We start from the raw sequence: 25,407 nt of genomic DNA, 5'->3' as shown, positions 1-25,407 counted from the left end.
TAATAATGAAATTGTACGACCTTATAAAAGGTGTGGCTGAAACCGGTCTGCCGGATACTGAAATAACCTGTATTACCTCGGATACAAGAACCGAAATGAAAGCGGGAGGAATGTTCGTCTGTATTAAAGGCGCAGTTTTCGACGGTCACAACGCAGCTGCTGAAATGCTTGAAAAGGGCGCTTCGGTTGTTGTAGCTGAGCGTGATCTGGGTCTTGACAGGCAAATAATAGTTGAAGATACCAGAGCGGCATATCCTATGCTCTGCTCGGCGTGGTTCGGTCATCCCGAAAAAAAGCTGAAGCTTGTGGGAGTTACCGGAACTAACGGAAAGACGACTATAACTACGGTAATGAAAAAGGTTCTTTCTGCGCTGGGGTGCAAGGCGGGTCTTATAGGTACCTGTCAGAACGAGATAGGCGACGAGATATATCCTACCTCAAGAACTACTCCCGAGCCTTACGATCTGTTTGAGCTTTTTGACAATATGGTTCGTAAAGGCTGTGAATATGCAATAATGGAGGCGTCCTCGCAGGGACTTGAACAGAAGCGTCTGGGACCCTGCCGTTTTACAGCGGGAGTATTCACAAATCTTACTCAGGATCATCTTGATGTTCACGGAACGATGGAGAATTATTATCAGGCAAAAAGGATACTTTTTGAAATTTCCGATAAGGCGATAATAAATATCGACGATGAATACGGAAAAAGATATATCAGAGAGATCTCATGTCCGTACAGGACTTTTTCGGCTGTATCAAAGGCAGATTTTTACGCAGAGGATATTCTGCTTTCAGCAAGCGGCGTAAAATATGTTTTCTGCGACGGAAAGACTAAGCATAACGTTGATTTTAAAATGCCGGGACTTTTCAACGTTTCAAATTCGCTGGCGGTTATCGCCTGCTGCGAAACGCTGGGTTTTGATACGGAAAGCGTAATAAAGGCGCTGAATAAAATGCAGGGAGTAAGGGGAAGAGCTGAGGTAGTTCCTACCGGCAGGGATTTTACAGTCATATGCGATTATGCGCATACTCCCGACGCTCTGGCAAACGTTCTGTCTGCTATAAAGGAAAGCGCGGGCGGAAAGGTCAAATGTCTTTTCGGCTGCGGAGGAAACCGCGATGCTACAAAGCGTCCCTTAATGGCGGCGGCAGCAGCAGATAACGCTGATTTTCTTATCGTTACTTCGGATAATCCCAGAAACGAAGATCCGGAAGAGATAATAAGCGATGTTTTAAAAGGACTTGAGGGTAAAAACACGCCTTACATAAAAATATGCGACAGAAGAGAGGCTATTTATTGGGCGGTCAGAAACGCTGAGAAGAATGATATTATCGTACTTGCCGGAAAGGGTCATGAGGATTATCAAATTCTTGCCGGAGGAGTAAAGATACATTTTGACGAGCGCGAGGTAGTTGCTGAGGCCCTTGCGAAGCTTAAATAAAGAATAGAAGATTACTGCAAAAAGGCATAGTTAAGGAGCAAACGTATATGGAGAAAATGAGCTTGGCTGAAATTATACAGGCTGTCGATGGAAGTTTCGGCTTTCCCGTTGACACTATGGTCAGTGCAATCTCAACCGACACAAGGAAAATAACGAAAGATTCAGTATTTGTCGCCCTTAAAGGTGAAAGGTTTGACGGTCACGATTTTGCGGCTGAGGCTATGAAGCTGGGAGCTGCCGCAGTGATTGCCGAAAGACCGGTAGAGGGAGCAAAATGCATTATAGTTGATTCTTCCGCAAAGGCTCTGCTGGATCTTGCTAACTTTTACCGCAGGAAGTTCGATATACCGCTTATCGGCATTACCGGAAGCGTTGGAAAAACTACCACTAAGGATATGATAGCCTGCGTAGTTTCAAGGAAGTATAAAACGCTTAAAACGCAGGGGAATTTCAATAACGAAATAGGACTTCCGCAGACGCTTTTCGGACTTGACAGAAGCTACGAGGCGGCGGTCATAGAAATGGGAATGAGCCATTTTGGAGAAATATCGCGGCTTTCTATGTGCGCCTGTCCGACCTGTGCCGTAATAACGAATATAGGGGTTTCTCATATTGAAAATCTCGGCACTCAGGAGAATATTCTCAAAGCAAAGCTTGAGATACTTGACGGTGCTGAATACGGAGCGCCGCTGATCCTGTGCAGGGACGACAAGTTTCTGGCGGGAGCGGAGATACACGGCGGGAGAAAAACGGTTTACTATTCCGTAAAAAAGAAGGACTGCCAGGTATTTGCGACGGAAATTGAAAACGGTGAAAACTCGGTATCGTTTACGGTAAACTATCCGGGAGGTAGGATAAGTGCGGTCGTAAACTGCCCCGGAGAGCATAATGTTAAAAACGCTCTTGCGGCTTTCTGCGTAGGCCTTGAGCTTGGGATCGAGCCTGAGGAAATAGTCAGAGGAATAGCCGAATACAGACCTGAGGGCATGAGACAGAATATTACCGAAAAAAACGGGATAAAATTTATTCTTGACTGCTATAATGCCGCTCCCGATTCTATGAAAGCAAGTCTGGCGGTTCTGGCTCAGACTCATACTGACGGCAGAAAATATGCGGTTCTTGGCGATATGCTTGAGCTTGGGAAAAACTCCAGGCAATATCATAGAACGGTCGGAAAATACGCTGCGGCTTCTGACGCCGATATGCTTCTCTGTTATGGAGAAAACTCGGCGTACTATATAGAGGGTGCAGTTCAGTCAGGCTTTCCGGAGGACAGCTGCCGGCTTTTTTCAGACCGAAAGGAGCTTACAGTATATCTGAAGAAGATCCTTGAAAAGGGAGATACCGTTTTGGTCAAGGGCAGCCGCGGCATGAGGCTTGAAGAGGTGGTAAATGGTCTGGAATAAGATCATAATTATTCTTGCGATAGAAATATGCGCCGTATATATGCTCGGCAGGATATTTATCCCCTATTTCAGAAGGCTTAAAACCGGAAAGCTGGAATTCTGTTTAGGCGACAGGTTCAAAAAGGACGGTTCAGAGCCTAAGTTCGGCGGGATAATAATTGCGGCGTCAATGGGTCTCGGACTGTTCCTTGGAGCCAGCGTTTTGGCTTCAGGCTACAGTCTCGGAGAAAGCGGAAGCGGTAAGAGGATCGCGGCGGCATATGTATACTGTCTGCTGCTGGCGGCTGTGGGGACTGCTGAAGACTATGCAAAGGACTGCCGCAGGGCGGCGCTGGGATTTAAAATGCGGCATAAGGCTGCGGCTCAGTTTATTATGAGCGCCGGCTTTCTGCTGGTTCTTTATTTTCAGGGGGACGAAACAAGAGAGGTACTGCTTCCGTTCCGTATGGGATATATAAATTTCGGATACCTTTACTATCCGCTTATGGGACTGATGATGACAGGGGCGGTAAATGCAGTTAAGCTTAACGACTGCTTTGCGGGAGATACCACCGGCAGCTGTGACGGACTTTGTCCGGCTGTATGCGCAGTTTTTTCACTTATAACAGCCTGCTGCTGCAATATTACCGGGAACGCCGAGGGGCAGCTTTACGCCTATTGTGCGGCAGGAGCTTCGGCGGCTGTCCTTATCTGGAATCTTTCGCCTGCAAAGCTGTATATAGGCGAAAGCGGCTCGCTTTTTCTGGGCGGAGCAATGGCGTCTGCGGTTATTTTATCAAAGCTTCATTTTCTGTTTTTATTGGCGGGTATAGGCTTTATTATTGATTCGGTCTGTACTCTGATACAGTATTTTGTATTCAGGAAAAACAGAAAGCTTGTATTTAAAGGAAACAGCCTTCATGCGCATTTTAAGGCGAATGGCTGGAGCGATTACAGAATAATAGCTGTTTTCTCGCTTATTACACTTATCGGAGGAGCCGGAGCGGCGGCGTTTTCGGTTTACAGCACTAAATTATAGAACAAAGGGAGGTTGTTTTCATGGCTGACAAAGGCAGAGTAAAAGACAGCGGCGCATCAGGAGAAGATAGCCGCGGGTCTGCCGGACAACCCATTGCGCAGGCAAGAAAAAGAATAAATTTCAGATTTATAAAAAGCGAGATCGACAAGCCGTTTTTCATATTGGTTTTGGTTCTTCTCGTATTCGGGATAGTAATGATGTTTTCGGCAAGCTACGCATGGGGTCTTTCAGAATACAACGACGGCTATCATTATGTAAAAAAACAGATATTTGCCGGGGTTCTCGGACTTGTGGCAATGTTCGCTATGTCCTTTCTGGATTATCACTTCTTCCAGAATACAAAAATGGCATATATAATTTTCTCGGTCACTTGGCTGCTTACGCTTTATACGGCTTTTTTCGGAGTGGAAACTGCTGACGCCCGCAGATGGATCTACATAGGCTCGCTTCAGCTCCAGCCTTCGGAGCTGCTTAAGATCGGCTTCATAATTATTTTTGCATATATAATGTCAGTCAACTTTCCGAAGTTCAAGGACTGGAAATACTGTGTGCTTCCGTTTACGATCATACTCGGAATGGTTGCGGGAGTTCTGGTTCTTCAGCGTCATATGTCTGCGGTGCTGCTTGTGGGAATTATCGGAATAACCATGATGTTCGTCAGCGGAATGCCAAGGAAAACCTTCTGGATATTTATTGCCTGCGTCGGAGCGGCAGGAGTAATACTGGTCCTGTATAAAATATTCGCTACCGGCGATTTCAACTATATTCTTGACAGATTCAAGAGCTGGCAGGATCCGACATCGGATACAAGCGACACTACTTTGCAGACCTATCAGTCTATTCTTGCGATTGGTTCCGGCGGACTTTTCGGTCTCGGTTTCGGAGAATCAAGACAGAAGTACCTTTATCTCCCGGAATCTCAGAATGACTTTGTATTTTCTGTAGTCTGTGAGGAGCTTGGATTTGTAGGGGCAATGGTCGTAATAATACTGTTTCTTATGTTTATAATAAGAGGCTTTTATATCGGTTCGAGAGCAAAGGACCGTTTCGGAATGCTGCTTGCAGCGGGTATCACAATGCAGATAGGCTCTCAGGCGCTGCTGAATATTGCGGTTGCGAGCAACGCTTTTCCGAACACGGGAATTTCACTGCCGTTTTTCAGCTACGGCGGAACCGCATTGCTTATACAGCTTGCGGAAATGGGAATACTGCTGAATATCTCAAGACAGGCGAGAACGCCTAAATAACCCGAATACTTGAATAAGAGAGGTTTATTTTTATGCTGAGAGTACTGCTTGCAGGAGGCGGAACTGCGGGTCATGTAAATCCCGCTCTGGCAATTGCCGAAATAATAAAGGAGCATTATCCGGACGCGGAGTTCTGCTTTGCAGGGAATCCTGAAAAGCTGGAAGCAAAGCTTGTTCCCGAGGCCGGCTACAGATTCGAGCCTATTAAGGTCGAGGGTTTTCAGAGAAAGCTGAATTTTAAGAACGTAAAGCGCAATATAAAAGCGGTGTGGTATCTAAGCCGTACAGGAAGCAGGTCTAAGCAGATAATAAACGATTTCAAACCGAATATTGTTATCGGTACCGGAGGCTACGTTTCAGGTCCTGTCGTAAGGAAAGCCGCTCAGTTGGGAATAAAGACCGCTATTCACGAAGCGAATGCCTTCGCAGGAGTAACAACGAAGCTTCTGTCCAAAAATGTGGACAAAATAATGCTGACCGTAGAGGATACCAAGAATCTTGATCCGTCTGTAAAAGATAAGGCGGAGGTTACCGGACTTCCTGTAAGAAAAGCCTTTGAGCGTATATCAAAATCAGATGCAAGGCATAAGCTGGGCTTTGCAGATAATGAGATCGTGATCCTTTCAGCGGGCGGAAGCCTTGGTTCCAGAGTCCTGAACGAAAATGTAGCAAGACTTCTTAAATGGTATCAGGAAAGCGGCGTCAAGGTAAATCATATCCACTCCTTCGGAACGTATAAGGGTTATTCAAATTATATTTCCGAGCTGGAAGCTGACGGGATAAAGGTGAAGAACAACCGCAGGCTTATTATAAAGGAATATATAGATATGCCACTGTGTATGGCGGCTGCGGATCTTGTAATAACCCGCTGCGGCGCAAGCACTCTTACAGAGCTGGAATCAGTAGGACGGGGAGCTATTCTTATTCCGTCGCCTTCGGTAGCTGAAAATCATCAGTATTATAACGGAATGGTGCTTCAGAAAGCGGGAGCAGGCTATGTTTTCGAGGAGAAGGATCTGACTGATAACACTATTACCGCTAAGGTAAAAGAGCTTATTGAAGAGCCGTCTAAGCTTGAAAGGCTGTCCGAAAATGCGGCAAGGCTGTTTATCCCCGATACCGCAGACAGGATATATAGAACTCTGAGACCGCTGATTGAAAGCGCTGAAAATTGATACAGAAAGTAAAAACAACGGACAAGGAGAAGATAGAAAAATGAACAGCTCCAAAAATACAATGGACAGTTTGAAGCTTCCGGATCAGGATAAGCTGGACAGTCTTCAGGACGGTTTTATAACAAAGAAGCCGGAAAGTACAGGCTCATTCGACGATTTTGACAAGGTTACTGCTCCTACCTTTGCAAAAGCCGGAAAGGTTCAGGATATTCCCAATAAAGAGGATAAAAAGGACGATCCCGACGATTTTATCCCTAAGCCCGATCCAAACAGGAAAGCAAACAATATAGGTGTAAAAGTAGGAAAGCGCTATGTATCCAAGAAAAGAATGGCGAAGATAATTGCATGCTGCGTTATTGCGGCAGCAGTCGTGCTGTTTTTCTTTCCTCCGTTCGTTACAAACAATACCGATGAAAGCTCAGCCGAAAAAAGAAATATCTTTCAGACTATGGGTCTTACTGAGCTTAAGGAGGATATTCTGAAAAATAAATCGGTTTACAGTGAGGAGGGTTTATCCTCAGAATTGAGCGAAAACTACCGTATCTGTAAAGTATCTCTTAATATAAAGAACATGACGCCCTTTGAGCTGAAAATCCCCGGATATGATATTGTTTCGGCAGACAGCGACTATAAGCAAAGATTTATATATGCTTCGCCTGAGAAAAGCGGAGGAGATATTATTCCTCCGTTTTCAAACGAGCCGGTAACTGTAGAGGTTCTCGTAAATGTGGCGTCAATGACTGATCTGCAGTTTGACGAAGCGGTCACTAGTCTTGTTCTTAAAACCTCAGGTATGAAGAAGAAGATAGGAAAATCTCTTTACTGTCCGTGCATACCGGCGTTTGTGCCTGTTTCAAACGCTTCGTCCTTTATACTAGAGCAATAACTGCCGTTTTGAACGCTGTTTGACCTTTCTCACCAGTATAGGAAATTCTGCATATTATATGTAAAGTCAGATGATTTTAATTCGCTGGCGGTGAATTTCTTTGAAAAGGAGAGAAAGCTTTATGCAAAGGCTGGTGATCGAGGGAGAGAAGCGTATAAGCGGAGAAATTGAAGTTCAGGGGGCGAAAAACAGCGCGCTGCCGCTTCTGGCGGGGTGTGTGCTTGCAAGGGGAGAGGTTGTGTTACATAACTGTCCCGGGCTTTCGGACGTTTTTGCCGCCTGTAGGATACTTACCTGTCTTGGCTGCAAATGCAGGACTCAGGGCAATACGGTAACCGTAAGATCCTATGAGCTTACGGGCAGCAGCGTTCCAGACGAGCTGATGAGAGAAATGAGGTCTAGCATAGTTTTCCTCGGGGCTGTTCTCGGAAGAACCGGTGAATGTTCGCTTTCGTTTCCCGGAGGCTGCGAGCTAGGGCCAAGACCGATAGATATGCATATTTCAGCCCTGAAGCAGATGGGCGTTTCAATAAAGGAGGAACACGGAGTTTTAAGCTGTACCTGTCCGAGAGGAATAAAGGGAGCTAAAATAACTCTTTCCTTTCCCTCTGTAGGAGCCACTGAGAATATAATGCTTGCGGCTTGTCTTGCAAAGGGAGATACTGTTATTTACAATGCGGCCAGAGAACCGGAAATTTCCGACTTGGCCAACTTTCTCAATGCCTGCGGTGCAAGGATCAGCGGATACGGCTCAAGCACAGTTTATATAACCGGAGTAAAAAGCCTGCACGGCTGTGAATACAGCGTTATGCCCGACAGGATAGCCGCCTGTACTCTGCTTGCGGCGGCGGCGGTAACTAACGGTGAAATAAGCCTGAAAAACGCCAGAAGTCAGGATATAGATTCTGTAATTCCTGTCTTTGAGCAGATGGGATGTACGATATATCCCTATGAGGACCGTATATATCTTTGCAGCAAGAAGCCGCTGAAAGCTGTAAAAACTATCAGGACTATGCCTTATCCCGGCTTTCCTACCGACGCTCAGGCAATTATCATGGCGGCGCTGACTAAAGCTCAGGGAACCAGCGTTATAGTAGAAAACATATTTGAAAACCGTTATCGTCACGTTGACGAGCTTGTCAGAATGGGAGCCGATATAAAAGCGGAAAGCAAGGTGGCAGTCGTCGAGGGTGTAAAGCGGCTGTACGGAGCCAATGTTCGGGCGACAGACCTCAGAGGAGGAGCGGCGCTTGCAATAGCGGCGCTTGCGGCGGAGGGAGAAACCGTACTTACCAATGTAAAGCTTATAGACAGGGGTTATGAGGAGATCGAAAAGCAGCTGAGCCTGATAGGTGCGTCTATAAGGCGTGAAAGCAGCTGATTTTATTATTTATGAGCCGTTTTGCGGAGTCTGAAAGATCGAAGGGAGCAGCAGCGAAAAAATGAAGGACGTTATAAAAAGCCGGCAGGACGACGGCGAATATAAGCTTATAAACGGACAGCGTGTAAAGGTCAACAGAAGGAAGCGCAGAAGCAATCTTAACACTTACTATGCGCTTGCCGTTGTTCTTGCCGCAGTGATCGTTCTTGTTTTGTGCCTTACCGTATTTTTTAACGCAAAGAAAATCAGTATTGAGGGCGTAAGCCTTTATACAAATGAGCAGATACTTGCAGTCGGGGGAGTAAACAGCGGCGTAAACCTTATCAGAACCGATACGGGAGCAGTTGCTGAAAGGCTTAAAAAAAATCTGGTCTATATAGATGATGTTAAGGTCAGCCGCAAATACCCCTCCGAGCTTGTTATAGACGTTACTGAAGCTGTAAAGGCGGCTCAGATCGAGCATAAGGGAAAATACTATATTCTTTCCGGTTCCGACAGGATACTGGAAGCTTCCGCTGCGTTAGACAGCAAACTTACTCTTGTAAAAGGCTTTGAGCTTAAAAGTCTGACTCCGGGAGAGGTTCTTGAGTCGGAGGACGCTTTTAAGACAAAGATACTTGAACAGCTTGTGAGCGAGCTGAAGACTCTGGATTTTGAGGATATAAGCGTTATCGACCTTTCGGACAGAACAGATATTAAAATGATCTATGACAACAGAATTGAAATACGTCTGGGAAGTTCTGTGGATATTGATTACAAGCTTACATATATAAAGGCAGTTATAGATAAAAGTCTTTCCGATAATTATGAGGGCACACTGAGATATAACGGAATGAACAGCGGTATATCAGCTATTCCAAAGAGCGATTCAAGCTCTGTTCCTGACAGCTCAAAGGACAGCTCATCTTCGCAGGATGCGGAAGCGGCAAATACCGAAGCGGCGGGAGATACGTCGTATGACGGCTCCGGGGACGCAGATTCATATTCCGACAGCTCACAGTCATGGGAGGAAAGCGGAAGTACCGGCGTATACGAAGGCTGGCAGGACGGATATAACGGGAATCAAACTGAAATATGGCAGTAATCCTTGATTTTACAGGAAATATTTCTGATTTATATATTTTTAATAAAATGTTCAGATAGCGTTCAATTAACTGCTTTACATTTGCTGTGTTTTGTGATAATATAGTAATATATCTATATCTATGGGGAATTATGCGGTTTTATGCCGTAAGCTGACTGTTAAAATAATGGATATTACGCTATAAAATGCTATTAGGAGGATGTCAATTATGTCATACGAATATGTTGAAGCGCCGGTAGAGGGTGCAAGGATCAAGGTAATAGGCGTTGGCGGCGGCGGCGGCAATGCTCTTAACTGTATAGCCTGCGCAGGTATTACCGGAAACGTTGATTACATAGCTATTAATACAGATATTCAGGCGCTGAAGAATTCTAAGGCAACCGAAAAGATCCAGATAGGCTCAAAGCTTACTCATGGTCTCGGCGCCGGAGCAAAGCCTGAGATAGGCGAGGCATCGGCTCAGGAGAGCAGAGATGAGATAGCAGAGGTCATCAAGGACGCCGATATGGTTTTCATTACTGCCGGAATGGGAGGCGGAACCGGAACCGGCGCTGCTCCTGTAGTTGCTGAGATAGCTCAGGAGATGGAGAAGCTTACCGTTGCGGTAGTTACAAAGCCTTTCAAGTTTGAAGGCCCTAAGAAAATGGATAAGGCTGAAAAGGGAATCGCGGCAATGCTGGAGCACGTTGACGCTCTTATTGTTATTCCTAACCAGAATCTGCTTTCGGGAGATCAGAAGCTTACTATGCGTCAGTCCTACGCTCTTGCAGACGAGGTACTAAAGACCGACGTTATTTCAATAGCTGAAATAATTACAAGACACGATGAGATAAACGTTGATTTTGCAGATATTACAACAATAATCAAAAATGCCGGTTTTGCTCATATGGCTATCGGACACGGACAGGGCAAGGACAAGGTTCAGGACGTTGTTGCTCAGGTTATTTCAAGCGATCTTCTTGAGACGTCTATTACAGGAGCAAAGAGACTGCTTGTTAATATCACAATGTCTGAGGATATCGTAGTTGATGAGATCGACGAGCTTACAAATGCTATTACCGAGGCTGTAGATCCCGACGCAGAGATCATTTTCGGCAACGGCTATGATTCCAATTCTAACGATGAGGTTTATGTAACTGTTATCGCCGCTGATTTTGACGGCAGCAAAAAGGATTCCGACAGCAATGCTAAAAAGGCTGCTTTTTCAGCAAATTTCAGTGCAGCTTCAGACGACGCCAAGGCTGACGCAGAGGCTATGCATAAGGCGGGGGTAAAGGCTGCTGACAACCCGAATTACTATGACGACATCTTCAATATCTTTAAAAATAAATAATTAGTTTTCGGCAAACCAAAAACAGCTAAGCTTGCTTTGAAGCTTTGAATTGCTTATAAGCGTCAGCGGCTGCCGATGAAATAAGTTAATATGTAAGTATTTTCAATGGGCGGATCGTTGTATCCGTCCTTTTTTTGCAGGCAAAGCGTTTTATGGGGAAAATATATTTAATGGAGGTGGTTTGGTTAGAAGCTACCTGACTTTTATGAAAAAGATGATCGGATTAAAAATAGCGGAGCTTTATAAGGAAATTCAAGTAAAAGAGAAAGCTTTGGATAAAATTCACTTGAAATTTTGCTGAATTTTTGATATAATAAAAATAATGTCGATACCAGTATGTTTCAGCTGCCAATTATACCGAAAATGCGTATGAATACAGGATTTCCCGAAAGATGGACGAATGAACAAGTTTATTCGGACAAAAACTATCATTTGATTTAAGTGATCACTATATTCTGAGAAAAGCCTCATTTCATGCAGGTTCGGGGACTTAGCATTGAAAAGTCACGCCGACTTATGAGGAGTTGTTTTGGTTTTGGGTAATAAAAAATAAGGATATTTATTAAGACTTTTACAGAAATAAGTTTTGACAAAATACCCAAAAAAACAGTCGGAATTTAGTCAAACATTATAAAGTTTTAAAAATGACAGGAAAGCAGTTGAAAATAAGTCTTGAATATAGTATAATATTATTGAACTTTAATTATCTTTGGAGGTAATGAATTATGGCAAGTAATGGATATTTAAGAACGGTCCGTATGGGCGGATTCGATAAATCGGACGTTCTGGCTTATGTAGATGATTTGAACTCTAAAATTTACAATCTTGAATCTCAGGTTGCCGATCAGCAGGAAACTATCGAGCGGCTTGAAAAAACCGGCGGCGGCGCTCAGGGTGATTTCGAGGGCAAGAAGGAACTTGAGAAAAAGGTTGAAGAGGCTAAGAATAAAATTGCCGAGCTGATGGCTTCTACCGATACCATGAAGGTTCAGATCGCAGACTATGAACAGCAGATAACTGAGAAGGACGCAGAGCTTGAAAAGCAGAAGAATGAGATAGAGGATCTCAAGGAGAAGCTTGAAAATGCTGAAGCTAACGCAGGTACCGGAGCTGCTCCCGCATTTGATCTCGGAAGCGTATTTATAGAAGCTCAAAATACCGCAAATAAGGTAGTTACAGAGGCTAAAAAGGCGGCTAAGCAGATGGAAGAGGAAGCTGCTCAGCTTCAGAACCAGATCCTTGACGACGCTAATGCTCAGGCTGAAAAGCTTGTTACTGACGCTCAGACTGAGGCTAACAATACACTCCAGACCGCTAAGCAGAGCGCTGACGCTATGACTGCCGCTGCAAGAGCCGAGGCGGAAGCCGTAACCTCTTCTGCAAAGGCTGAGGCTGAAAAGCTTACTTCCAATGCGAAGGCAGAGGCAGAATCGGTTACATATGAAGCTAAGTCAAAGGCTGATAAAATGATCTCAGACGCAACCAACGAAGCCGGAGTTATCAGAGAGAAATCAGCCGGGCTCAGAAATTCTGTCAAGACGGAGTTTACCGCGCTCAGCGATACGGTACAGAAGCTTGTTACTTCGCTTAACGACCTGTACGGAGCAAGCATAGGCTCTGTAAATACTGCAAGAGATCTTATCGACGAGGGTCTTGATCTGGTTGAAGACGATGGCTGACACTGCTGAGCTTATAGAAGTCAGGGCGGAGGAACTGAAAAAACGTGCTGAGGAGTTTCGGTGCGGAGATAAGCTTCTTCTGACGGGAACGGTTTATACTGCGCGCGACGCCGCTCATAAGCGTTTCATGAAGCTTCTTGACGAGGGCGGAGAACTGCCCTTTGAGCTTGAAAACGCAGTTATTTACTATGCAGGGCCTACTCCTGCGCCTGATGGAAAGCCGATCGGTTCCTGTGGGCCGACTACTTCGGGCAGAATGGACAGATTCGCTCCCAGACTTCTTGATCTGGGTTTAGGCGCAATGATAGGGAAAGGCGAGCGTTCCTCAGAGGTAAGGGAAGCTATAGTACGCAATAAGGCGATATATCTTTGCGCAGTTGGCGGAGCTGGCGCATTGGCCTGCAATTGTATAAAATCATGTGAAGTTATCGCATTTGAGGATCTGGGCTGTGAGTCGGTTAAACGGCTTTATGTTGAAAAGTTTCCGCTTATTGTAGCAGATGACTGCTTCGGAGGAGATATTTTTTCTGTAGGCAGGGCTAAATATTTTCAGGTATAAATATTTGTATTTTGGTTATTTTAACAGGGACGGGTATTTGCTCGTTCCTGTTTTTTTATGCGGTTAGTCAAAATTACTATCAAACAGGCTTCAAATGTGTAGGATATTACAAATTTGCCGAAATGTTAATTTAAATTTTAAAATCACTTGACAGCGGGGTTCTGATATGGTATTATATTATTACATCATATAGTGCGAATGGTGGGATATAGTTTGATGGATAACAGTCAGCTGGGAAACGGCGGTTATGCTGAGTGTTCCGATGAACAGCTTGCCGTTATGGCTAAGAACAACGACAGGCAGGCGGCGCTTTCGCTGATCTCAAGATATATCTGCACTATTGAGGCAAGGGCAGGTTCCTTTGCCGGTGGCGTATACGACGATCTTATTCAGGAGGGTCTGATGGGTCTTATGAAGGCTGTTCAGACGTTTGATGCTGAAAAGGAGGTTAAGTTCGCAACCTACGCTATAACGTGTATCAGAAACAGAATGATTTCGGCGTTCAATAAGGACAAAGCAAGCTTGGAGGAGGTTTCCGGAGAGGACGATGAAGCGTCAGGCCACGATCCGGCGGATATTCCCGAGAATATTGTTCTTGAAAAAGAACGCATGAATGAAATTTTCAATAAAATCTATTCAGCTCTTTCAGAGTTGGAGTGGCGCGTATTTCAATTTTACTTATCAGGTTTGGCTTATAATCAAATAGCATTAAAATTAGGTGTGTCCGTTAAGACGGTTAACAACGCAATGCAGAGGGTTAGGCGAAAACTTAAAGCGGTTTTGAGATAGCAAAAAAGAATTATTCTGTATTGTATGGCCGGGTAGCTTAATTACAGAGCGTTGTTTTACAAAGATGTCGGTGTAAGTCCGACCAGGGCACATTTTAATTTTAGCGAGGTATAAAATCATGTACGAAGACAAGACATTGGTATGCAAGGACTGCGGAAACGAATTTGTTTTCACAGCAGGCGAACAGGAATTTTACGCAAGCAAGGGCTTTGAAAATGAGCCTCAGAGATGTAAGGCTTGCCGTGATTCAAGAAAGAACTCTTCAAGAACCGAAAGACAGATGTACACAGCTACCTGTGCTGCCTGCGGCGGAGAGGCTACTATTCCTTTCAAGCCAAACGAGGACAGACCTGTTTACTGCAGCGAGTGCTTTGCAAAAATGAGAGAGAACTAATTTCTCAGAAGAAATCTTTTTATAAAGACTCTTTGAGCTGCCTTTAAGGCGGCTCTTTTTGTTTTTTGACATCAATTTTAAAGGGAATAATATGGTCTTTATGTTTTATAACTGTTATACGGCTGGTAAAAGACAGAAAGAACTCGTTGGTTCGGCAAAATAATAACTGTAAAAACAAAAACTGATTTCTGTATAAATTTAAAAATAGCTATTGCATTGCGCCGAAAAATTGGTTATAATATAAATAAGCAGTTTAAATGAAAGGAGTATTAAAAATGGCTTTTAAAGTAACAAGGGATACCATTATCGGAGAAATTATGGATCATGATGAAACTACTGCAAAGTTTTTTACTGAAATGGGTATGCACTGCCTTTACTGTCCTTCGTCCAGAGGGGAAACTCTTGAACAGGCTTGTGAGGTTCACGGAGTTGACGTTGAAAGTATGATCGAAAAGCTTAACGCGCATATCGGCGGTTAAATTTTTTATTTATGCTCAGGGTACGCTGTTCATGGTCTTATGACTTTGAAACAGCGTATTTTGATATATTGTAATTCGGGAGAGATTTAAATGAACGACCGCAGACTTCTTGCCTGCGCTGAGCTTTGCAGCGGAAAAAAGGCTGTAGATGTCGGTACAGATCACGGTCATCTGGCGGCTTATCTTATTACTGAGGGAATATGTGAAAGCTGTATAGCCTGCGATATAAACGAAAAGCCGCTTAAAGCCGCTGAGGCTACTGTAAAAAGACTTGGACTTGAAAATAAGATACAGCTGGTATTATCCGACGGACTGGACAAAATATGCCCCGACGGAGTTACAGATATTGTCATAGCCGGAATGGGCGGAGAGCTTATTGCTTCAATTATAGACAGGGCGGAATGGATCAGGGAAAACCGAATAAATCTAGTTCTTCAGCCTATGACAAAGTGGGATCATCTGAGAAAGTGGCTTTATGATAACGGCTTCAGGATAATAAGAGAAATTCCCTGTGAGGACGGACGTTTTGTCTATTCGGTCATGCAGGCGGTTTACATAGGCAGAGCTCCTGATTATAAATGCGATACGGCTTATCTTTACGCAGGAATGGTTACTGCGGATACCGAGGACGGAAAAAAATATCTGCTACGTCAGGCTGAAAGGCTTGAAACGGCTGGTAGGGGAATGCTCCGTTCGGAAGGGAAAAAATCCGAAGGAGATAAAATGATCGAAACCGCCAAGGTTCTTAAATCAAAAATTACCGTATGATACCTTGACATGATGAGAACTGAAGAGACGGCAAAGGAGTACAGTAATGTATTCAGTTTCTATCTCAGCGAGGCTCATATGGGACTAGCTCTGTTTTCAGGTATTCCGCTAGTTGTATTTGCCGTTTTGATAGGATTGTACGAATTTCTCAATGCCTTAATTAAAGACAGAAACCCGAAAAAAGAGGAGGATCAGAATGATAACAGCTAAGGATATTTACAATTACATAGACGAGATCGCTCCGTACTCTTTGCAGGAGGGTTACGACAACAGCGGTCTTAATGTGCTATTTAACGGCGGTGAGGTAAGGCGCGCGCTTATTGCTCTCGACATTACAAATGAAATTATTGCCGAGGCTGAGCGGGTAAAGGCTGATTTGATCATTACTCACCATCCTGTGATCTTCAGGGGACTGAAAACTCTTGATGAGAATAATCCTGCGGTCAAGCTTTGCAGGGCAGGAATTTCTGCGGTTTCGGCGCATACGAATTTCGATTCGGCTAAGATGAACGATATTTTGTGCGAGAAGCTTGGACTTGTGCCGAAAGAACCGCTTGCTGTGGAAAACGGAGCACCTATCGGATATGTTTGCGATCGTCAGCCGCTCTCCTGCAGAGCTATGGCGGCAAGGGTCAGATCTGCGCTTGGCAATACGGTTGTAAGATATAATGATCTGGGAGATGACCGTATGCTGTCACGGATAGCAGTCTGCTCAGGCAGCGGAGGAAGTTTTTTAGGAAGTGCTATGTCCAAAAAGGCGGACTGTTTAATAACCGGCGACGTAAAGCATGATATATTTACAGACGCTCACAATGCAGGAATATGCGTAATCGACGGCGGTCATTTTCATACCGAAAATATATTCTGCGGATATATGAAAAATATTCTGTCGGAAAAATTTCCGCAGGCTGAGTTTTCTGTGGCTGAGAGCAACAAAGATATTTTATCATATGAATTTTAAGGAGATCAAAAAATTATGGCTCTTGACGGAGTATTTTTAAGACTGGTAAAAAACGAGCTTTCACCTCTTATAGGCGGACGTGTAGAGAAGATACATCAGCCCTCAAGAGAGGAGCTTGTTTTCGGGATAAGGACTAAGGATGGCGCATATAAGCTGCTTTTAAATTCGGGAGCGGGAACTGCCAGAGTTCATGTAACAAAGGCAGAGATAGAAAATCCGAAAACTCCCCCAATGTTCTGTATGTTTATGAGAAAGCATTTGTCGTCCGGAAAGCTTGTGGACATCAGACAGGACGGGTTTGAGCGGATACTTTATTTTGATTTTGATTCCGCCAACGAGATGGGAGATATATGCCGGCTGACGCTTGCGGCTGAAATAATGGGCAGGCACTCGAATCTTATACTTATAAATTCCGAAGGAAGAATAATCGACAGTATAAAGCGTGTAGGTCAGGATATGTCAGCGGTAAGAATGGTACTTCCGGGTATGGCGTATACTTTGCCGCCCAGAGAACCTAAACTTTCGCTGCTTGATTCTGAAGCGGAGGATATATGTGCGGAGATAGGGAGGTATCCTCAGCTAAGTCTGTCTAAGGCATTAATGAAAGCAATAGAGGGAATCTCTCCTGTCTTTGCAAGAGAAGCGGAGTATTTTGCTGCTCGGGGAACAGAAATCGCAGTACAGGACATGACTGACGAGGAATTTGACAGGCTTAAATTTTACCTCAGGAAAACGGCCGCTGAAATAAGAAACGGAGAAAATAAGTATACTGTATTAAAAACAAAGGACGGACTGCTGAAGGATTTTTGTTTTACGGCAGTAAATCAGTACGGCGCTCTTATGGTAACAAAGCAGTTTGGATCTCCGAGCGAAGTGCTTGATTATTTCTTTTCCGAAAGGGACAGAACGGCGAGAATGAAGCAGCGGGCGCAGGATCTCTTTAAAATGCTTGTAAGTACCTCAGAAAGAATAGCGAGAAGAACTGCAAATCAGCGTGAGGAGCTGAAGGAATGTGCCGGACGTGATAAGCTAAAAAAATACGGCGATCTGATTATGGCGAATCTTTATTGCCTTGAAAAGGGACAGGGAACGGCAGAGGTCGGAGATTACTACGAGCCGGACTGTCCTGTCATAAAAATTCCTCTTGACAAAAGGCTTACTCCTTCTCAGAATGCGCAGAAATACTACAAGGAATACCGTAAAGCGGATACTGCGGAGAAAAAGCTGATAGGACTTATAAAGCAGGGGGAGGAGGAGCTTGAATATATAGACTCAGTTTTCGATTCTCTTACAAGAGCGGACAGCGAAACGGATATTATACAGCTTAGGCTGGAGCTTGCGGAGCAGGGGTATGTAAAGTCCTCAAAGATAAAGGGAAAGCCTCCAAAGAGCCTGCCGCCGATAAGGTTTGTATCTTCGGACGGATATGAGATCAGGGTAGGGAGAAATAATAAGCAGAACGACAGGCTTACCTGCAAGGACAGCGATAAGCTGGACATATGGCTTCATACTCAGGGAATCACGGGGTCGCATACCGTTATTTCCTGCGGCGGAGAAACTCCTCCCGACAGAACACTGGAGGAAGCAGCGGTAATTGCGGCTTATCATTCAAAGGGCAAAAATTCGTCACAGGTTCCCGTGGATTATACGCTGATAAAGTATGTAAAGAAGCCAAACGGAGCAAAACCAGGAATGGTTATATTTACAAACAACCGTACGCTTTATGTTACGCCTGACGAGGAGCTTGTCAAAAGGCTTGCGGCTAAATAACTGATGACTTGCGGCGGCACTGTATTTTATTTTTGCAGATTCGAGCGACGTCAGGAGCGATTACGCGAACTGCGCCGTCTGCGCTAAGACGATTACAGAATATTCGGCAAAATATCATTGCCTTAGCTGCGGCACAGTATTTTATTTTTGCAGATTCGAGCGACGTCAGGAGCGATCACGCGAACTGCGCCGTCTGCGCTAAGACGATTACAGGATATTCGGCAAAATATCATTGCCTTAGCTGCGGCACTGTATTTTACTTTTGCAGATTCGAGCGACGTCAGGAGCGATCACGCGAACTGCGCAGTCTGCGCTAAGACCCCCCTCACTTATAGGCGAAAATGGGGTAAAAGTTGCATGCAAATGTGCAACTATTAATGAAATATGTCTTAGCTAAAATATAAATCGTATAATTGAACAAATTATTGGCTTGAATTTTGGCGATAATGACTATAAATTTGCTCAAGAGAAATGAAATACGAGAACGCTTGCGGCTGGGTTTGAGGTGGGAAAATAATTGCTCTGAGATTATACTTGGTATACTTGATAAGGAGATAGACAGACTTTTTTAAGGAACGATATGGACGTTTTCTGCCGTCAGCTTTGTGAAAAGATTTAAGGCGGAGGTCATACGAAAATTCTGATTATCGGTCAGAAGCCTGCTTAAAAAAACAAGCTTTCTGTTGAGCTTTGCGCAAAGATCTGCGGAGTTTTGTATGAAACAAGTTTTGATGTGAACGGATTTGCTGAGTTTATGCAGCACAATAATGCTGATCTCAGAATAACAAGAAATTACGGTTCTTCAAATTGCAAAAATGTTTATTTTTATATGTTTCTCTTATTGGAAATCTCGGCAGTTCCTGAACGTTTTGCTGCTGCGATATTCGGGTTTTTAAAATCCTGTACCGATATAAACCGAGCAGATGCTGATAATATCTAAAATTTGTTTTATAATAAGATACAGGACATATAAGGATGTGTTAATATGAAAAGGCTTGATGAAAATTTTTTTCACCGCGACGCTTTGGAGGTAGCTCCGGAACTTGTGGGTAAGACTATAGTTTCCAAAATCAACGGCAGTGAAGTAAGAGTTCGTATTACAGAAACTGAGGTATACCGAGGCGAAGAGGATACCGCCTGCCATGCTCATAAGGGCAGGACAAAGCGCACTGAGGTACTTTACGGAAGGAGCGGCGTTATTTACGTTTATCTCTGTTACGGTATGCATTGGCTGATGAACGTTATTACAGGTGATGAGGGAACGCCGCAGGGAGTGCTTTTCCGTGCAGGAGAAGGCTTTGAAGGCCCTGCCAAGCTTACAAAGCGTTTGGGCGTTACCGGCGAGCTTAATTTACAGTCGTTAGTTGATAATCCGCTTATTTGGATAGAGGACGACGGAAAAAAGCATTCTTTTCATACCGAGAAGAGAGTAGGCATAAATTATGCGGATCAGAAGGATATTGACAGGCTGTGGAGGTTCGTACTGGATAAATGATGGCAGGTTATTGACAAATAAATTTCTGCGTGGTACAATTATTGTATACTGAATTAGTTTAGTTTGGAGGAAATAAAAATGGGTGACATAAAAATTTCAGACAGCGTAATTTATATCGGAGCTGACGACAGAGCTATTGATCTTTTTGAAAGTCAGTATAAGGTACCGAACGGAGTATCTTATAATTCCTATGTAATAATTGATGAAAAGACTGCGGTTATGGACACGGCTGACAGCAGAATAACAGATGTCTGGTTCGAGAAGCTCGGAAAGGCTCTGAACGGAAGAATTCCCGATTATCTGGTAGTTCAGCATATGGAGCCGGATCACGCCGGAAATATACAAAGACTTGCCGAAAAATATCCCGATATGAAAATTGTAGGCAATGCTAAAACCTTTACAATGATGAAGCAGTTTTTCTCAATTGAAAAGCTTGAGGGGCGTTCTGTAATTGTCAAAGAGGGAGATACGCTTTCTCTGGGAAATCATACGCTGCAGTTTATTATGGCTCCAATGGTTCATTGGCCTGAGGTAATGGTTACCTATGAGCAAAGCGAAAAGCTGCTGTTTTCGGCTGACGGCTTTGGAAAATTCGGCGCTCTTGACTCAGACGAGGATTGGACTGACGAAGCGAGAAGATACTATTTCAATATCGTCGGCAAGTACGGGGCGCAGGTTCAGGCGCTGCTGAAAAAGGTTTCAGCTCTTGGTATAAAAATGATATTGCCGCTGCACGGGCCTGTTCTTAAAGAAAATCTAGGATATTATCTTGACAAATACGATACATGGTCAAGCTACAGGGCAGAGGAAAAGGGAATTCTAATTGCATATGCTTCTATTCACGGAAATACGGGAAGAGCGGCGCTGAAGCTTGAGGAAATGCTCAGGGAAAGAGGAGAAGAAAATATAACGGTGCGTGATCTTGCAAGATGCGATATGTCGCAGGCGGTTGCAGACGCTTTTAGGTATGACAGAACAGTGCTTATGGCTGCTTCCTACGACGGCGGAGTTTTTCCGGCAATGGAGGATTTTCTTAATCATCTTAAAGCCAAGCTGTTTCAGAACCGTACAGTCGGTATTGTTGAAAACGGTTCATGGGGTCCGACTGCCGGAAGAGTAATGAAAGGCTTTGCAGAAGCGTTTAAAAACGTTACTGTCGCAGAACCTGCGGTTACGATACGTTCGGTTTTAAACAGCGATTCTGAGAAGGCGCTGTCTGAGCTTGCAGATTGTATTGTAAAATAGCAGTAAAAACTGTTTTTATCTTGAAGTTTATATGAAGTAACGGGCGGCTGAAGTTCGTTTTCTGCTTAATGGCAGGAACGGGCTGAGGCCGCTTTTTGCTGAGAGTTTGCATTTACTTGAGAGCAGGAACTTGTATGATTAAACTGAAATGCAATAAAAATTTATTGAAAAACGATAAAAAAGTATTGACAATTAGTAAAGTGTATGATATAATAACAGCAATAAAAGGTAAAGGGGTCTTATATATGTGGACTGAGACAAAATCGCTTGCGCTTTCAAGAATACTTGCCTGTGCCGCAACGGCTCTTATTGCAGCGCTTGCTTTTTTTGTGCCGTATTTGTCGGAGTGGTACGAGGATATTTCAATCGGAAAGGGTTTTTTTAATGGGATCAGTATTGGCGTTCCTATGACAGTAATACTTTATATATGCGAAGCGTTTGCGCTTGCGGCTATGGCGGCGCTTCATATCCTGCTCTTCAATATCTCAAAGGAGCGTGTGTTCGTTGACAGCAATACGGTTTGTCTTAGGGTAATATCTTGGGCATGTATGCTTGCAGGGTGTGCATTTTTCATTCTGGGATTATTAAGGTTTATATTTATGACAGCTGCGTTTTTTGCAGTAATGCTTGGTCTTGTCATACGGGTATTGAAGAATGTGTTTGAAAAGGCGGTCGAGCTGAAGTCTGAAAACGACTTTACAATTTAGCGGAGGTGAGCTTATGCCTATTGTTGTTAATCTTGACGTTATGATGGCTAAGAGAAAGATTTCCTCGGGAGAGCTTGCCGAAAAAATAGGAATTACTGCCGCAAATCTATCTGTACTGAAAACCGGTAAGGCAAAGGCGATAAGGTTTTCTACTCTTGAAAGGATCTGCGAGGCGCTTGATTGTCAGCCGGGAGATATATTGGAATGGTACAGCGGAGAATAGATAAATAAAACTATGCACAAAAAAGGAGATCTAATTATGACGGATATTACAGAGAACGGCTTTGAGCCGTCTGAAAGCAGGAAGATCCCTATGGTTAAAAGTCCTGAACCAAAGAGAGCGGAGTATGTATTTTCAATAATTATTTTTGCTCTGTCATTTTGCTTTGTGAGGTTTACGATTTTTAATATTTCAGGCTTTATAACTACTGGAGTATATATCCTTATTATTACTTCAGCGATGGTATTCCTTAAAATATCTGGCTGTAAGTTTTCATGGCTTTGCAGGCTTACAGCGGTTATGCTTTATTTGTTCAGCCTTGTTTATTCATTAACCGACGATGTGCTTATTAAGTTTATGGATACGTTTTTTCTTATGGGAGCAGGTGCATATTTTGTTTACGCTTCGGCGGCAGGAAACAAGAAGATCGAAAGGTTTTTTTCTTTTGCATTGCTCAAAGCAGTGTTTGAGTATCCTTTTTCCGAATTTAATAAGGAGATAGAAACTGTTAAGGAGGCTACTAAGCGTTCTAAGCTGAGCGATAATATAAGGGTAATAATAATCGGTATTATTGTAACTGTTCCGCTTACCATGGTAGTTGCGGCGCTTCTTATTTCTGCGGACGACGGGGTAAGGCATATTTTAAGCAGTATAACTGACTTTCTGGAGCCGGAAAGTGTAATAAAGATCGTATTTCAGCTTGCTTTCGCTGTTCCTGCTTCCTGCTATCTGTTCGGAATGCTATATTCAAATATACACAGAGAAGGTGTTGCGCCTCTCGATGAGGAGGCTTGTGAAAGACGTTTGGCTTCGGCAGGAAAGGTAAGAAATGCCGCAGTTTACGCTTCGGTTACTCCTATATGCATACTCTATGTGATATTTTTCTTTTCTCAGGCAGGTTATTTTCTGTCGGCGTTCTCGGGAAAACTTCCCTCAGGCTACAGCTACGCAGGGTATGCAAGACAGGGGTTTTTCGAGCTTTGCGCTATTACCGCTATAAATCTGACGGTAATTGCAGTCATTAATGTAATTGCGCTGAAAGGCGGAAGAGAAAAGCCTGCCGCACTGAAGGTATACAGTATTATGCTTTGCAGCTTTACTCTTATAATGATAGTAGTAGCAATGAGTAAGATGGCAATGTATATATCCGAATACGGTCTTACCAGACTTAGGTTTTTTACGTCGTGGTTCATGATTCTCTGCGCACTGTTTTTCGTGCTTATAATTATCAAGCAGATAAGATTTGATTTTAGGCTTTCAAAATGGGGCGCAGCGGCCTTTACCTTAATGTTCGCCGTTCTGTGCTTTTCACGTCCCGATTATGCTATTGCCCGTTATAATATTGAAAAGTATGAATCCGGAGCTCTGGAACATCTTGATGTACATCAGCTTACCGAATTATCTGACGACGCCTGGTCTGTTCTTTTAGAGAGCGGCAGCTTTGAAAATGCCGGAGAAGAATATAGGAGCATTGCAGACGAAAAGCGCAGGGAGCTTAAAGGCTCAGTATATAAAAGACTTAATATTCCTTCGATGAAAACTCTGCGTATCCTTGAATCAAAGCGGTAAACAAAGCGGTCCGTATTACCTGAAAATACGGACCGCTGTTTATGTTTTATTATATCAATCTTTTAAGATATGGTTTATAGCTGAGAGCAGAGCATTTATTGAAGAAACGATAATGTCAGTATTTCTTCCTGCGCCCCATACTGTTTTTCCGTTGGCAGAAATGCCGACATATGAAACAGCTTCCGCCGATGAATGTCTGTCTATAGCGTGTTCTTCATAGCTTTCAATTGTAAAATCAAGGGGTATTCCCGCTTTAAGAGCGTTTGCTACAGCGTCAAGTCTGCCGTTGCCCTTAGCGGTATAAACGGCATTTCCCTTACCAGGTATCTCAGCTGTGATCTTTGCTGTAATAGCTCCGTCGGCTTCCTGAACGAAGTGAGATTCGCTTACGCTTACGGGAGTTTTTATATTGAGATAGTTCTCTTTGAATATCTCATATATTTCCTCAGGCATAAGCTCCTTATGCTTATGATCTGAAACGTTCTTAACAGCATAGCCGAAGTTTTCACGCATTTTCTTGGGCAGGTTATAGCCGTATTTCTGCTCGAGAAGATAGCCGATACCGCCCTTGCCCGACTGAGAATTGATCCTTATAACGTCTCCGTCGTATTCTCTTCCTACATCCTTGGGGTCGATAGGAAGATACGGTACTGTCCAGTGATCCGGGTCTTTTTCTTCGCGCCACTTCATACCCTTTGCAATAGCATCCTGATGAGAGCCGGAGAAAGCGGCGAAAACAAGACGTCCGGCGTAGGGGCTTCTTTCGTATACCTTCATTCTTGTAACTCTCTCGTAGATCTCGACCAGAGCAGGCATATCAGAGAAGTCAAGCTCAGGGTCTACGCCGTGAGAGTACATATTCATAGCAAGCGTAACAATATCAACATTTCCCGTTCTCTCGCCGTTACCAAAGCAGGTTCCTTCTATTCTGTCAGCGCCTGCAAGCAAGCCAAGCTCTGAATCTGCTACGGCGCAGCCTCTGTCGTTGTGCGGGTGAAGCGATATGATAAGGTTTTCACGGCAGTTCAGATGGTCGCACATATACTCTATCTGAGAAGCGTAAACGTGCGGAAGTGACATTTCTACCGTAACAGGAAGATTTATTATGACCTTGTTATCAGGTGACGGCTTCCAGACGTCAATAACGGCGTTGCATATTTCCAGCGCAAATTCAGGTTCTGTACCTGTGAAGCTTTCGGGAGAGTATTCAAAAACGATATTTCCCTTAGCCGACCTTTTATATTCATTGCAGAGCTTTGCGCCGGTTACTGCAATGTTTATTATCTCATCCTTGGATTTTCTGAAAACCTGCTCTCTCTGCGCTACGGAGGTGGAGTTGTAGAGGTGGACGACGGCGTTTTTCGCTCCGTCTATTGCCTCAAAGGTTTTCTTGATAATATGCTCTCTGGACTGAGTAAGAACCTGGATCGTAACGTCGTCAGGGATCATATTTCTTTCAATAAGCGCACGGCAGAACTCATATTCTGTTTCCGAAGCGGCAGGGAAGCCGATCTCTATTTCCTTAAATCCGATTTTAACAAGATGAGCGAAAAATTCCAGCTTTTCATCTAAGCTCATTGGAATGATCAAAGCCTGATTTCCGTCCCTCAGGTCTACTGAGCACCACTTTGGAGCATGGTCTATATATTCCTTTTTTGTCCACTTTAATGATTCTACAGGCGGCATAAAATAGCCTCTCTGATATTTCTGCGCATTTTTCATAGTAAGTTCCTCCTTATAAATTATATATTCATATGCTTCGTCAATCAGCTGCGAATGTCCGTACATAGTCGGTCGAAA

The 25,407-nt window shown here is 43.8% G+C and carries 24 protein-coding genes; 23 read left to right on the top strand and 1 reads right to left on the bottom strand.

The features are described from left to right. The first annotated feature begins 5 nt into the window (after window positions 1–5). The 23 genes from ACYQ0H_RS04370 to ACYQ0H_RS04260 all read left to right on the top strand — a co-directional run bounded on the left by ACYQ0H_RS04370 (window position 6) and on the right by ACYQ0H_RS04260 (window position 23,607). Entirely contained in the window at window positions 6–1,442 is a 1,437-nt protein-coding gene (locus ACYQ0H_RS04370; protein ID WP_459811627.1) for a UDP-N-acetylmuramoyl-L-alanyl-D-glutamate--2,6-diaminopimelate ligase, read from the top strand. A 47-nt stretch (window positions 1,443–1,489) separates the two neighbouring features. Further along, a complete protein-coding gene (locus tag ACYQ0H_RS04365) occupies window positions 1,490–2,848 on the top strand; it encodes a UDP-N-acetylmuramoyl-tripeptide--D-alanyl-D-alanine ligase (RefSeq protein ID WP_459811626.1) in 1,359 nt (452 codons plus the stop codon). After that, a complete protein-coding gene (locus ACYQ0H_RS04360; protein WP_459811625.1) occupies window positions 2,835–3,866 on the top strand; it encodes an MraY family glycosyltransferase in 1,032 nt (343 codons plus the stop codon). Before ACYQ0H_RS04365 ends, ACYQ0H_RS04360 begins: the two co-directional genes overlap by 14 nt. A 20-nt stretch (window positions 3,867–3,886) precedes the next feature. After that, on the top strand, window positions 3,887–5,113 hold the full coding sequence (locus ACYQ0H_RS04355; RefSeq protein ID WP_459811624.1) for an FtsW/RodA/SpoVE family cell cycle protein: 1,227 nt from the start codon (window positions 3,887–3,889) through the stop codon (window positions 5,111–5,113). 32 nt (window positions 5,114–5,145) lie between these two features. Continuing rightward, the gene (murG, locus tag ACYQ0H_RS04350) at window positions 5,146–6,288 is read left to right on the top strand and encodes an undecaprenyldiphospho-muramoylpentapeptide beta-N-acetylglucosaminyltransferase (protein WP_459811623.1); all 1,143 of its coding nucleotides are present in this window, start codon (window positions 5,146–5,148) and stop codon (window positions 6,286–6,288) included. Window positions 6,289–6,328: 40 nt separating this feature from the next. Beyond that, window positions 6,329–7,174 carry a hypothetical protein gene (locus ACYQ0H_RS04345; RefSeq protein WP_459811622.1) on the top strand — a complete coding sequence of 282 codons (846 nt, stop codon included), beginning with the start codon at window positions 6,329–6,331 and terminating at the stop codon, window positions 7,172–7,174. Window positions 7,175–7,295: 121 nt separating this feature from the next. Continuing rightward, window positions 7,296–8,555: a UDP-N-acetylglucosamine 1-carboxyvinyltransferase gene (gene murA, locus ACYQ0H_RS04340; RefSeq protein ID WP_459811829.1), complete on the top strand. Its 1,260-nt coding sequence runs from the start codon at window positions 7,296–7,298 to the stop codon at window positions 8,553–8,555. 61 nt (window positions 8,556–8,616) lie between these two features. Further along, window positions 8,617–9,639, top strand: a complete 1,023-nt coding sequence (locus ACYQ0H_RS04335; RefSeq protein WP_459811621.1) for a cell division protein FtsQ/DivIB — start codon at window positions 8,617–8,619, stop codon at window positions 9,637–9,639. Window positions 9,640–9,847: 208 nt separating this feature from the next. After that, the gene (gene ftsZ / locus ACYQ0H_RS04330) at window positions 9,848–10,972 is read left to right on the top strand and encodes a cell division protein FtsZ (RefSeq protein ID WP_459811620.1); all 1,125 of its coding nucleotides are present in this window, start codon (window positions 9,848–9,850) and stop codon (window positions 10,970–10,972) included. A gap of 725 nt (window positions 10,973–11,697) precedes the next feature. Next, on the top strand, window positions 11,698–12,651 hold the full coding sequence (locus ACYQ0H_RS04325; RefSeq protein ID WP_459811619.1) for a hypothetical protein: 954 nt from the start codon (window positions 11,698–11,700) through the stop codon (window positions 12,649–12,651). Further along, window positions 12,644–13,210: a FumA C-terminus/TtdB family hydratase beta subunit gene (locus ACYQ0H_RS04320; protein ID WP_459811618.1), complete on the top strand. Its 567-nt coding sequence runs from the start codon at window positions 12,644–12,646 to the stop codon at window positions 13,208–13,210. Before ACYQ0H_RS04325 ends, ACYQ0H_RS04320 begins: the two co-directional genes overlap by 8 nt. Before the next feature lie 216 nt (window positions 13,211–13,426). After that, window positions 13,427–13,999, top strand: a complete 573-nt coding sequence (locus ACYQ0H_RS04315) for a sigma-70 family RNA polymerase sigma factor (RefSeq protein WP_459811617.1) — start codon at window positions 13,427–13,429, stop codon at window positions 13,997–13,999. A gap of 118 nt (window positions 14,000–14,117) precedes the next feature. Continuing rightward, on the top strand, window positions 14,118–14,393 hold the full coding sequence (locus tag ACYQ0H_RS04310) for a zinc-ribbon domain containing protein (protein WP_459811616.1): 276 nt from the start codon (window positions 14,118–14,120) through the stop codon (window positions 14,391–14,393). 275 nt (window positions 14,394–14,668) lie between these two features. Further along, window positions 14,669–14,872 (top strand): DUF1858 domain-containing protein, encoded by a 204-nt coding sequence (locus tag ACYQ0H_RS04305; protein WP_459811615.1) that lies wholly within the window; start codon window positions 14,669–14,671, stop codon window positions 14,870–14,872. Window positions 14,873–14,962: 90 nt separating this feature from the next. Continuing rightward, window positions 14,963–15,640, top strand: a complete 678-nt coding sequence (locus tag ACYQ0H_RS04300) for a class I SAM-dependent methyltransferase (protein WP_459811614.1) — start codon at window positions 14,963–14,965, stop codon at window positions 15,638–15,640. A 9-nt stretch (window positions 15,641–15,649) separates the two neighbouring features. Beyond that, on the top strand, window positions 15,650–15,850 hold the full coding sequence (locus ACYQ0H_RS04295) for a hypothetical protein (RefSeq protein ID WP_459811613.1): 201 nt from the start codon (window positions 15,650–15,652) through the stop codon (window positions 15,848–15,850). Beyond that, window positions 15,837–16,601, top strand: a complete 765-nt coding sequence (locus ACYQ0H_RS04290; protein ID WP_459811612.1) for a Nif3-like dinuclear metal center hexameric protein — start codon at window positions 15,837–15,839, stop codon at window positions 16,599–16,601. Before ACYQ0H_RS04295 ends, ACYQ0H_RS04290 begins: the two co-directional genes overlap by 14 nt. A gap of 15 nt (window positions 16,602–16,616) precedes the next feature. Continuing rightward, window positions 16,617–18,371, top strand: coding sequence for an Rqc2 family fibronectin-binding protein (locus ACYQ0H_RS04285; protein ID WP_459811611.1), 1,755 nt, complete (start codon window positions 16,617–16,619; stop codon window positions 18,369–18,371). A 985-nt stretch (window positions 18,372–19,356) separates the two neighbouring features. Beyond that, window positions 19,357–19,866, top strand: coding sequence for a DNA-3-methyladenine glycosylase (locus ACYQ0H_RS04280; protein ID WP_459811610.1), 510 nt, complete (start codon window positions 19,357–19,359; stop codon window positions 19,864–19,866). 78 nt (window positions 19,867–19,944) lie between these two features. Beyond that, the gene (locus tag ACYQ0H_RS04275) at window positions 19,945–21,111 is read left to right on the top strand and encodes an FprA family A-type flavoprotein (protein ID WP_459811609.1); all 1,167 of its coding nucleotides are present in this window, start codon (window positions 19,945–19,947) and stop codon (window positions 21,109–21,111) included. 245 nt (window positions 21,112–21,356) lie between these two features. Then, on the top strand, window positions 21,357–21,818 hold the full coding sequence (locus tag ACYQ0H_RS04270; RefSeq protein ID WP_459811608.1) for a DUF2975 domain-containing protein: 462 nt from the start codon (window positions 21,357–21,359) through the stop codon (window positions 21,816–21,818). Between the two features lie 13 nt (window positions 21,819–21,831). Beyond that, window positions 21,832–22,041, top strand: a complete 210-nt coding sequence (locus ACYQ0H_RS04265) for a helix-turn-helix domain-containing protein (RefSeq protein ID WP_459811607.1) — start codon at window positions 21,832–21,834, stop codon at window positions 22,039–22,041. A gap of 36 nt (window positions 22,042–22,077) precedes the next feature. Beyond that, window positions 22,078–23,607, top strand: a complete 1,530-nt coding sequence (locus ACYQ0H_RS04260) for a DUF4153 domain-containing protein (protein ID WP_459811606.1) — start codon at window positions 22,078–22,080, stop codon at window positions 23,605–23,607. 54 nt (window positions 23,608–23,661) lie between these two features. On the opposite strand, the gene ACYQ0H_RS04255 is transcribed toward ACYQ0H_RS04260, so the two are convergent. Continuing rightward, a complete protein-coding gene (locus ACYQ0H_RS04255) occupies window positions 23,662–25,329 on the bottom strand; it encodes a 2-isopropylmalate synthase (RefSeq protein ID WP_459811605.1) in 1,668 nt (555 codons plus the stop codon). Window positions 25,330–25,407 lie beyond the last annotated feature (78 nt).

It is taken from the genome of Hominimerdicola intestinalis, assembly GCF_054655215.1.
This window is presented reverse-complemented; position numbering and strand designations above follow the sequence as displayed.

Coding starts and splice junctions, on each gene's coding strand:
- ACYQ0H_RS04315 (WP_459811617.1), top strand. CDS start 13,427: ATGGATAACAGTCAGCTGGGAAACGGCGGTTATGCTGAGTGTTCCGAT.
- ACYQ0H_RS04255 (WP_459811605.1), bottom strand. CDS start 25,329: ATGAAAAATGCGCAGAAATATCAGAGAGGCTATTTTATGCCGCCTGTA.
- ACYQ0H_RS04335 (WP_459811621.1), top strand. CDS start 8,617: ATGAAGGACGTTATAAAAAGCCGGCAGGACGACGGCGAATATAAGCTT.
- ACYQ0H_RS04275 (WP_459811609.1), top strand. CDS start 19,945: ATGGGTGACATAAAAATTTCAGACAGCGTAATTTATATCGGAGCTGAC.
- ACYQ0H_RS04310 (WP_459811616.1), top strand. CDS start 14,118: ATGTACGAAGACAAGACATTGGTATGCAAGGACTGCGGAAACGAATTT.
- ACYQ0H_RS04270 (WP_459811608.1), top strand. CDS start 21,357: ATGTGGACTGAGACAAAATCGCTTGCGCTTTCAAGAATACTTGCCTGT.
- ACYQ0H_RS04365 (WP_459811626.1), top strand. CDS start 1,490: ATGGAGAAAATGAGCTTGGCTGAAATTATACAGGCTGTCGATGGAAGT.
- ACYQ0H_RS04355 (WP_459811624.1), top strand. CDS start 3,887: ATGGCTGACAAAGGCAGAGTAAAAGACAGCGGCGCATCAGGAGAAGAT.
- ACYQ0H_RS04320 (WP_459811618.1), top strand. CDS start 12,644: ATGGCTGACACTGCTGAGCTTATAGAAGTCAGGGCGGAGGAACTGAAA.
- ACYQ0H_RS04360 (WP_459811625.1), top strand. CDS start 2,835: ATGGTCTGGAATAAGATCATAATTATTCTTGCGATAGAAATATGCGCC.
- ACYQ0H_RS04345 (WP_459811622.1), top strand. CDS start 6,329: ATGAACAGCTCCAAAAATACAATGGACAGTTTGAAGCTTCCGGATCAG.
- ACYQ0H_RS04370 (WP_459811627.1), top strand. CDS start 6: ATGAAATTGTACGACCTTATAAAAGGTGTGGCTGAAACCGGTCTGCCG.
- ACYQ0H_RS04265 (WP_459811607.1), top strand. CDS start 21,832: ATGCCTATTGTTGTTAATCTTGACGTTATGATGGCTAAGAGAAAGATT.
- ACYQ0H_RS04280 (WP_459811610.1), top strand. CDS start 19,357: ATGAAAAGGCTTGATGAAAATTTTTTTCACCGCGACGCTTTGGAGGTA.
- murA (WP_459811829.1), top strand. CDS start 7,296: ATGCAAAGGCTGGTGATCGAGGGAGAGAAGCGTATAAGCGGAGAAATT.
- murG (WP_459811623.1), top strand. CDS start 5,146: ATGCTGAGAGTACTGCTTGCAGGAGGCGGAACTGCGGGTCATGTAAAT.
- ACYQ0H_RS04285 (WP_459811611.1), top strand. CDS start 16,617: ATGGCTCTTGACGGAGTATTTTTAAGACTGGTAAAAAACGAGCTTTCA.
- ftsZ (WP_459811620.1), top strand. CDS start 9,848: ATGTCATACGAATATGTTGAAGCGCCGGTAGAGGGTGCAAGGATCAAG.
- ACYQ0H_RS04290 (WP_459811612.1), top strand. CDS start 15,837: ATGATAACAGCTAAGGATATTTACAATTACATAGACGAGATCGCTCCG.
- ACYQ0H_RS04295 (WP_459811613.1), top strand. CDS start 15,650: ATGATGAGAACTGAAGAGACGGCAAAGGAGTACAGTAATGTATTCAGT.
- ACYQ0H_RS04325 (WP_459811619.1), top strand. CDS start 11,698: ATGGCAAGTAATGGATATTTAAGAACGGTCCGTATGGGCGGATTCGAT.
- ACYQ0H_RS04260 (WP_459811606.1), top strand. CDS start 22,078: ATGACGGATATTACAGAGAACGGCTTTGAGCCGTCTGAAAGCAGGAAG.
- ACYQ0H_RS04300 (WP_459811614.1), top strand. CDS start 14,963: ATGAACGACCGCAGACTTCTTGCCTGCGCTGAGCTTTGCAGCGGAAAA.
- ACYQ0H_RS04305 (WP_459811615.1), top strand. CDS start 14,669: ATGGCTTTTAAAGTAACAAGGGATACCATTATCGGAGAAATTATGGAT.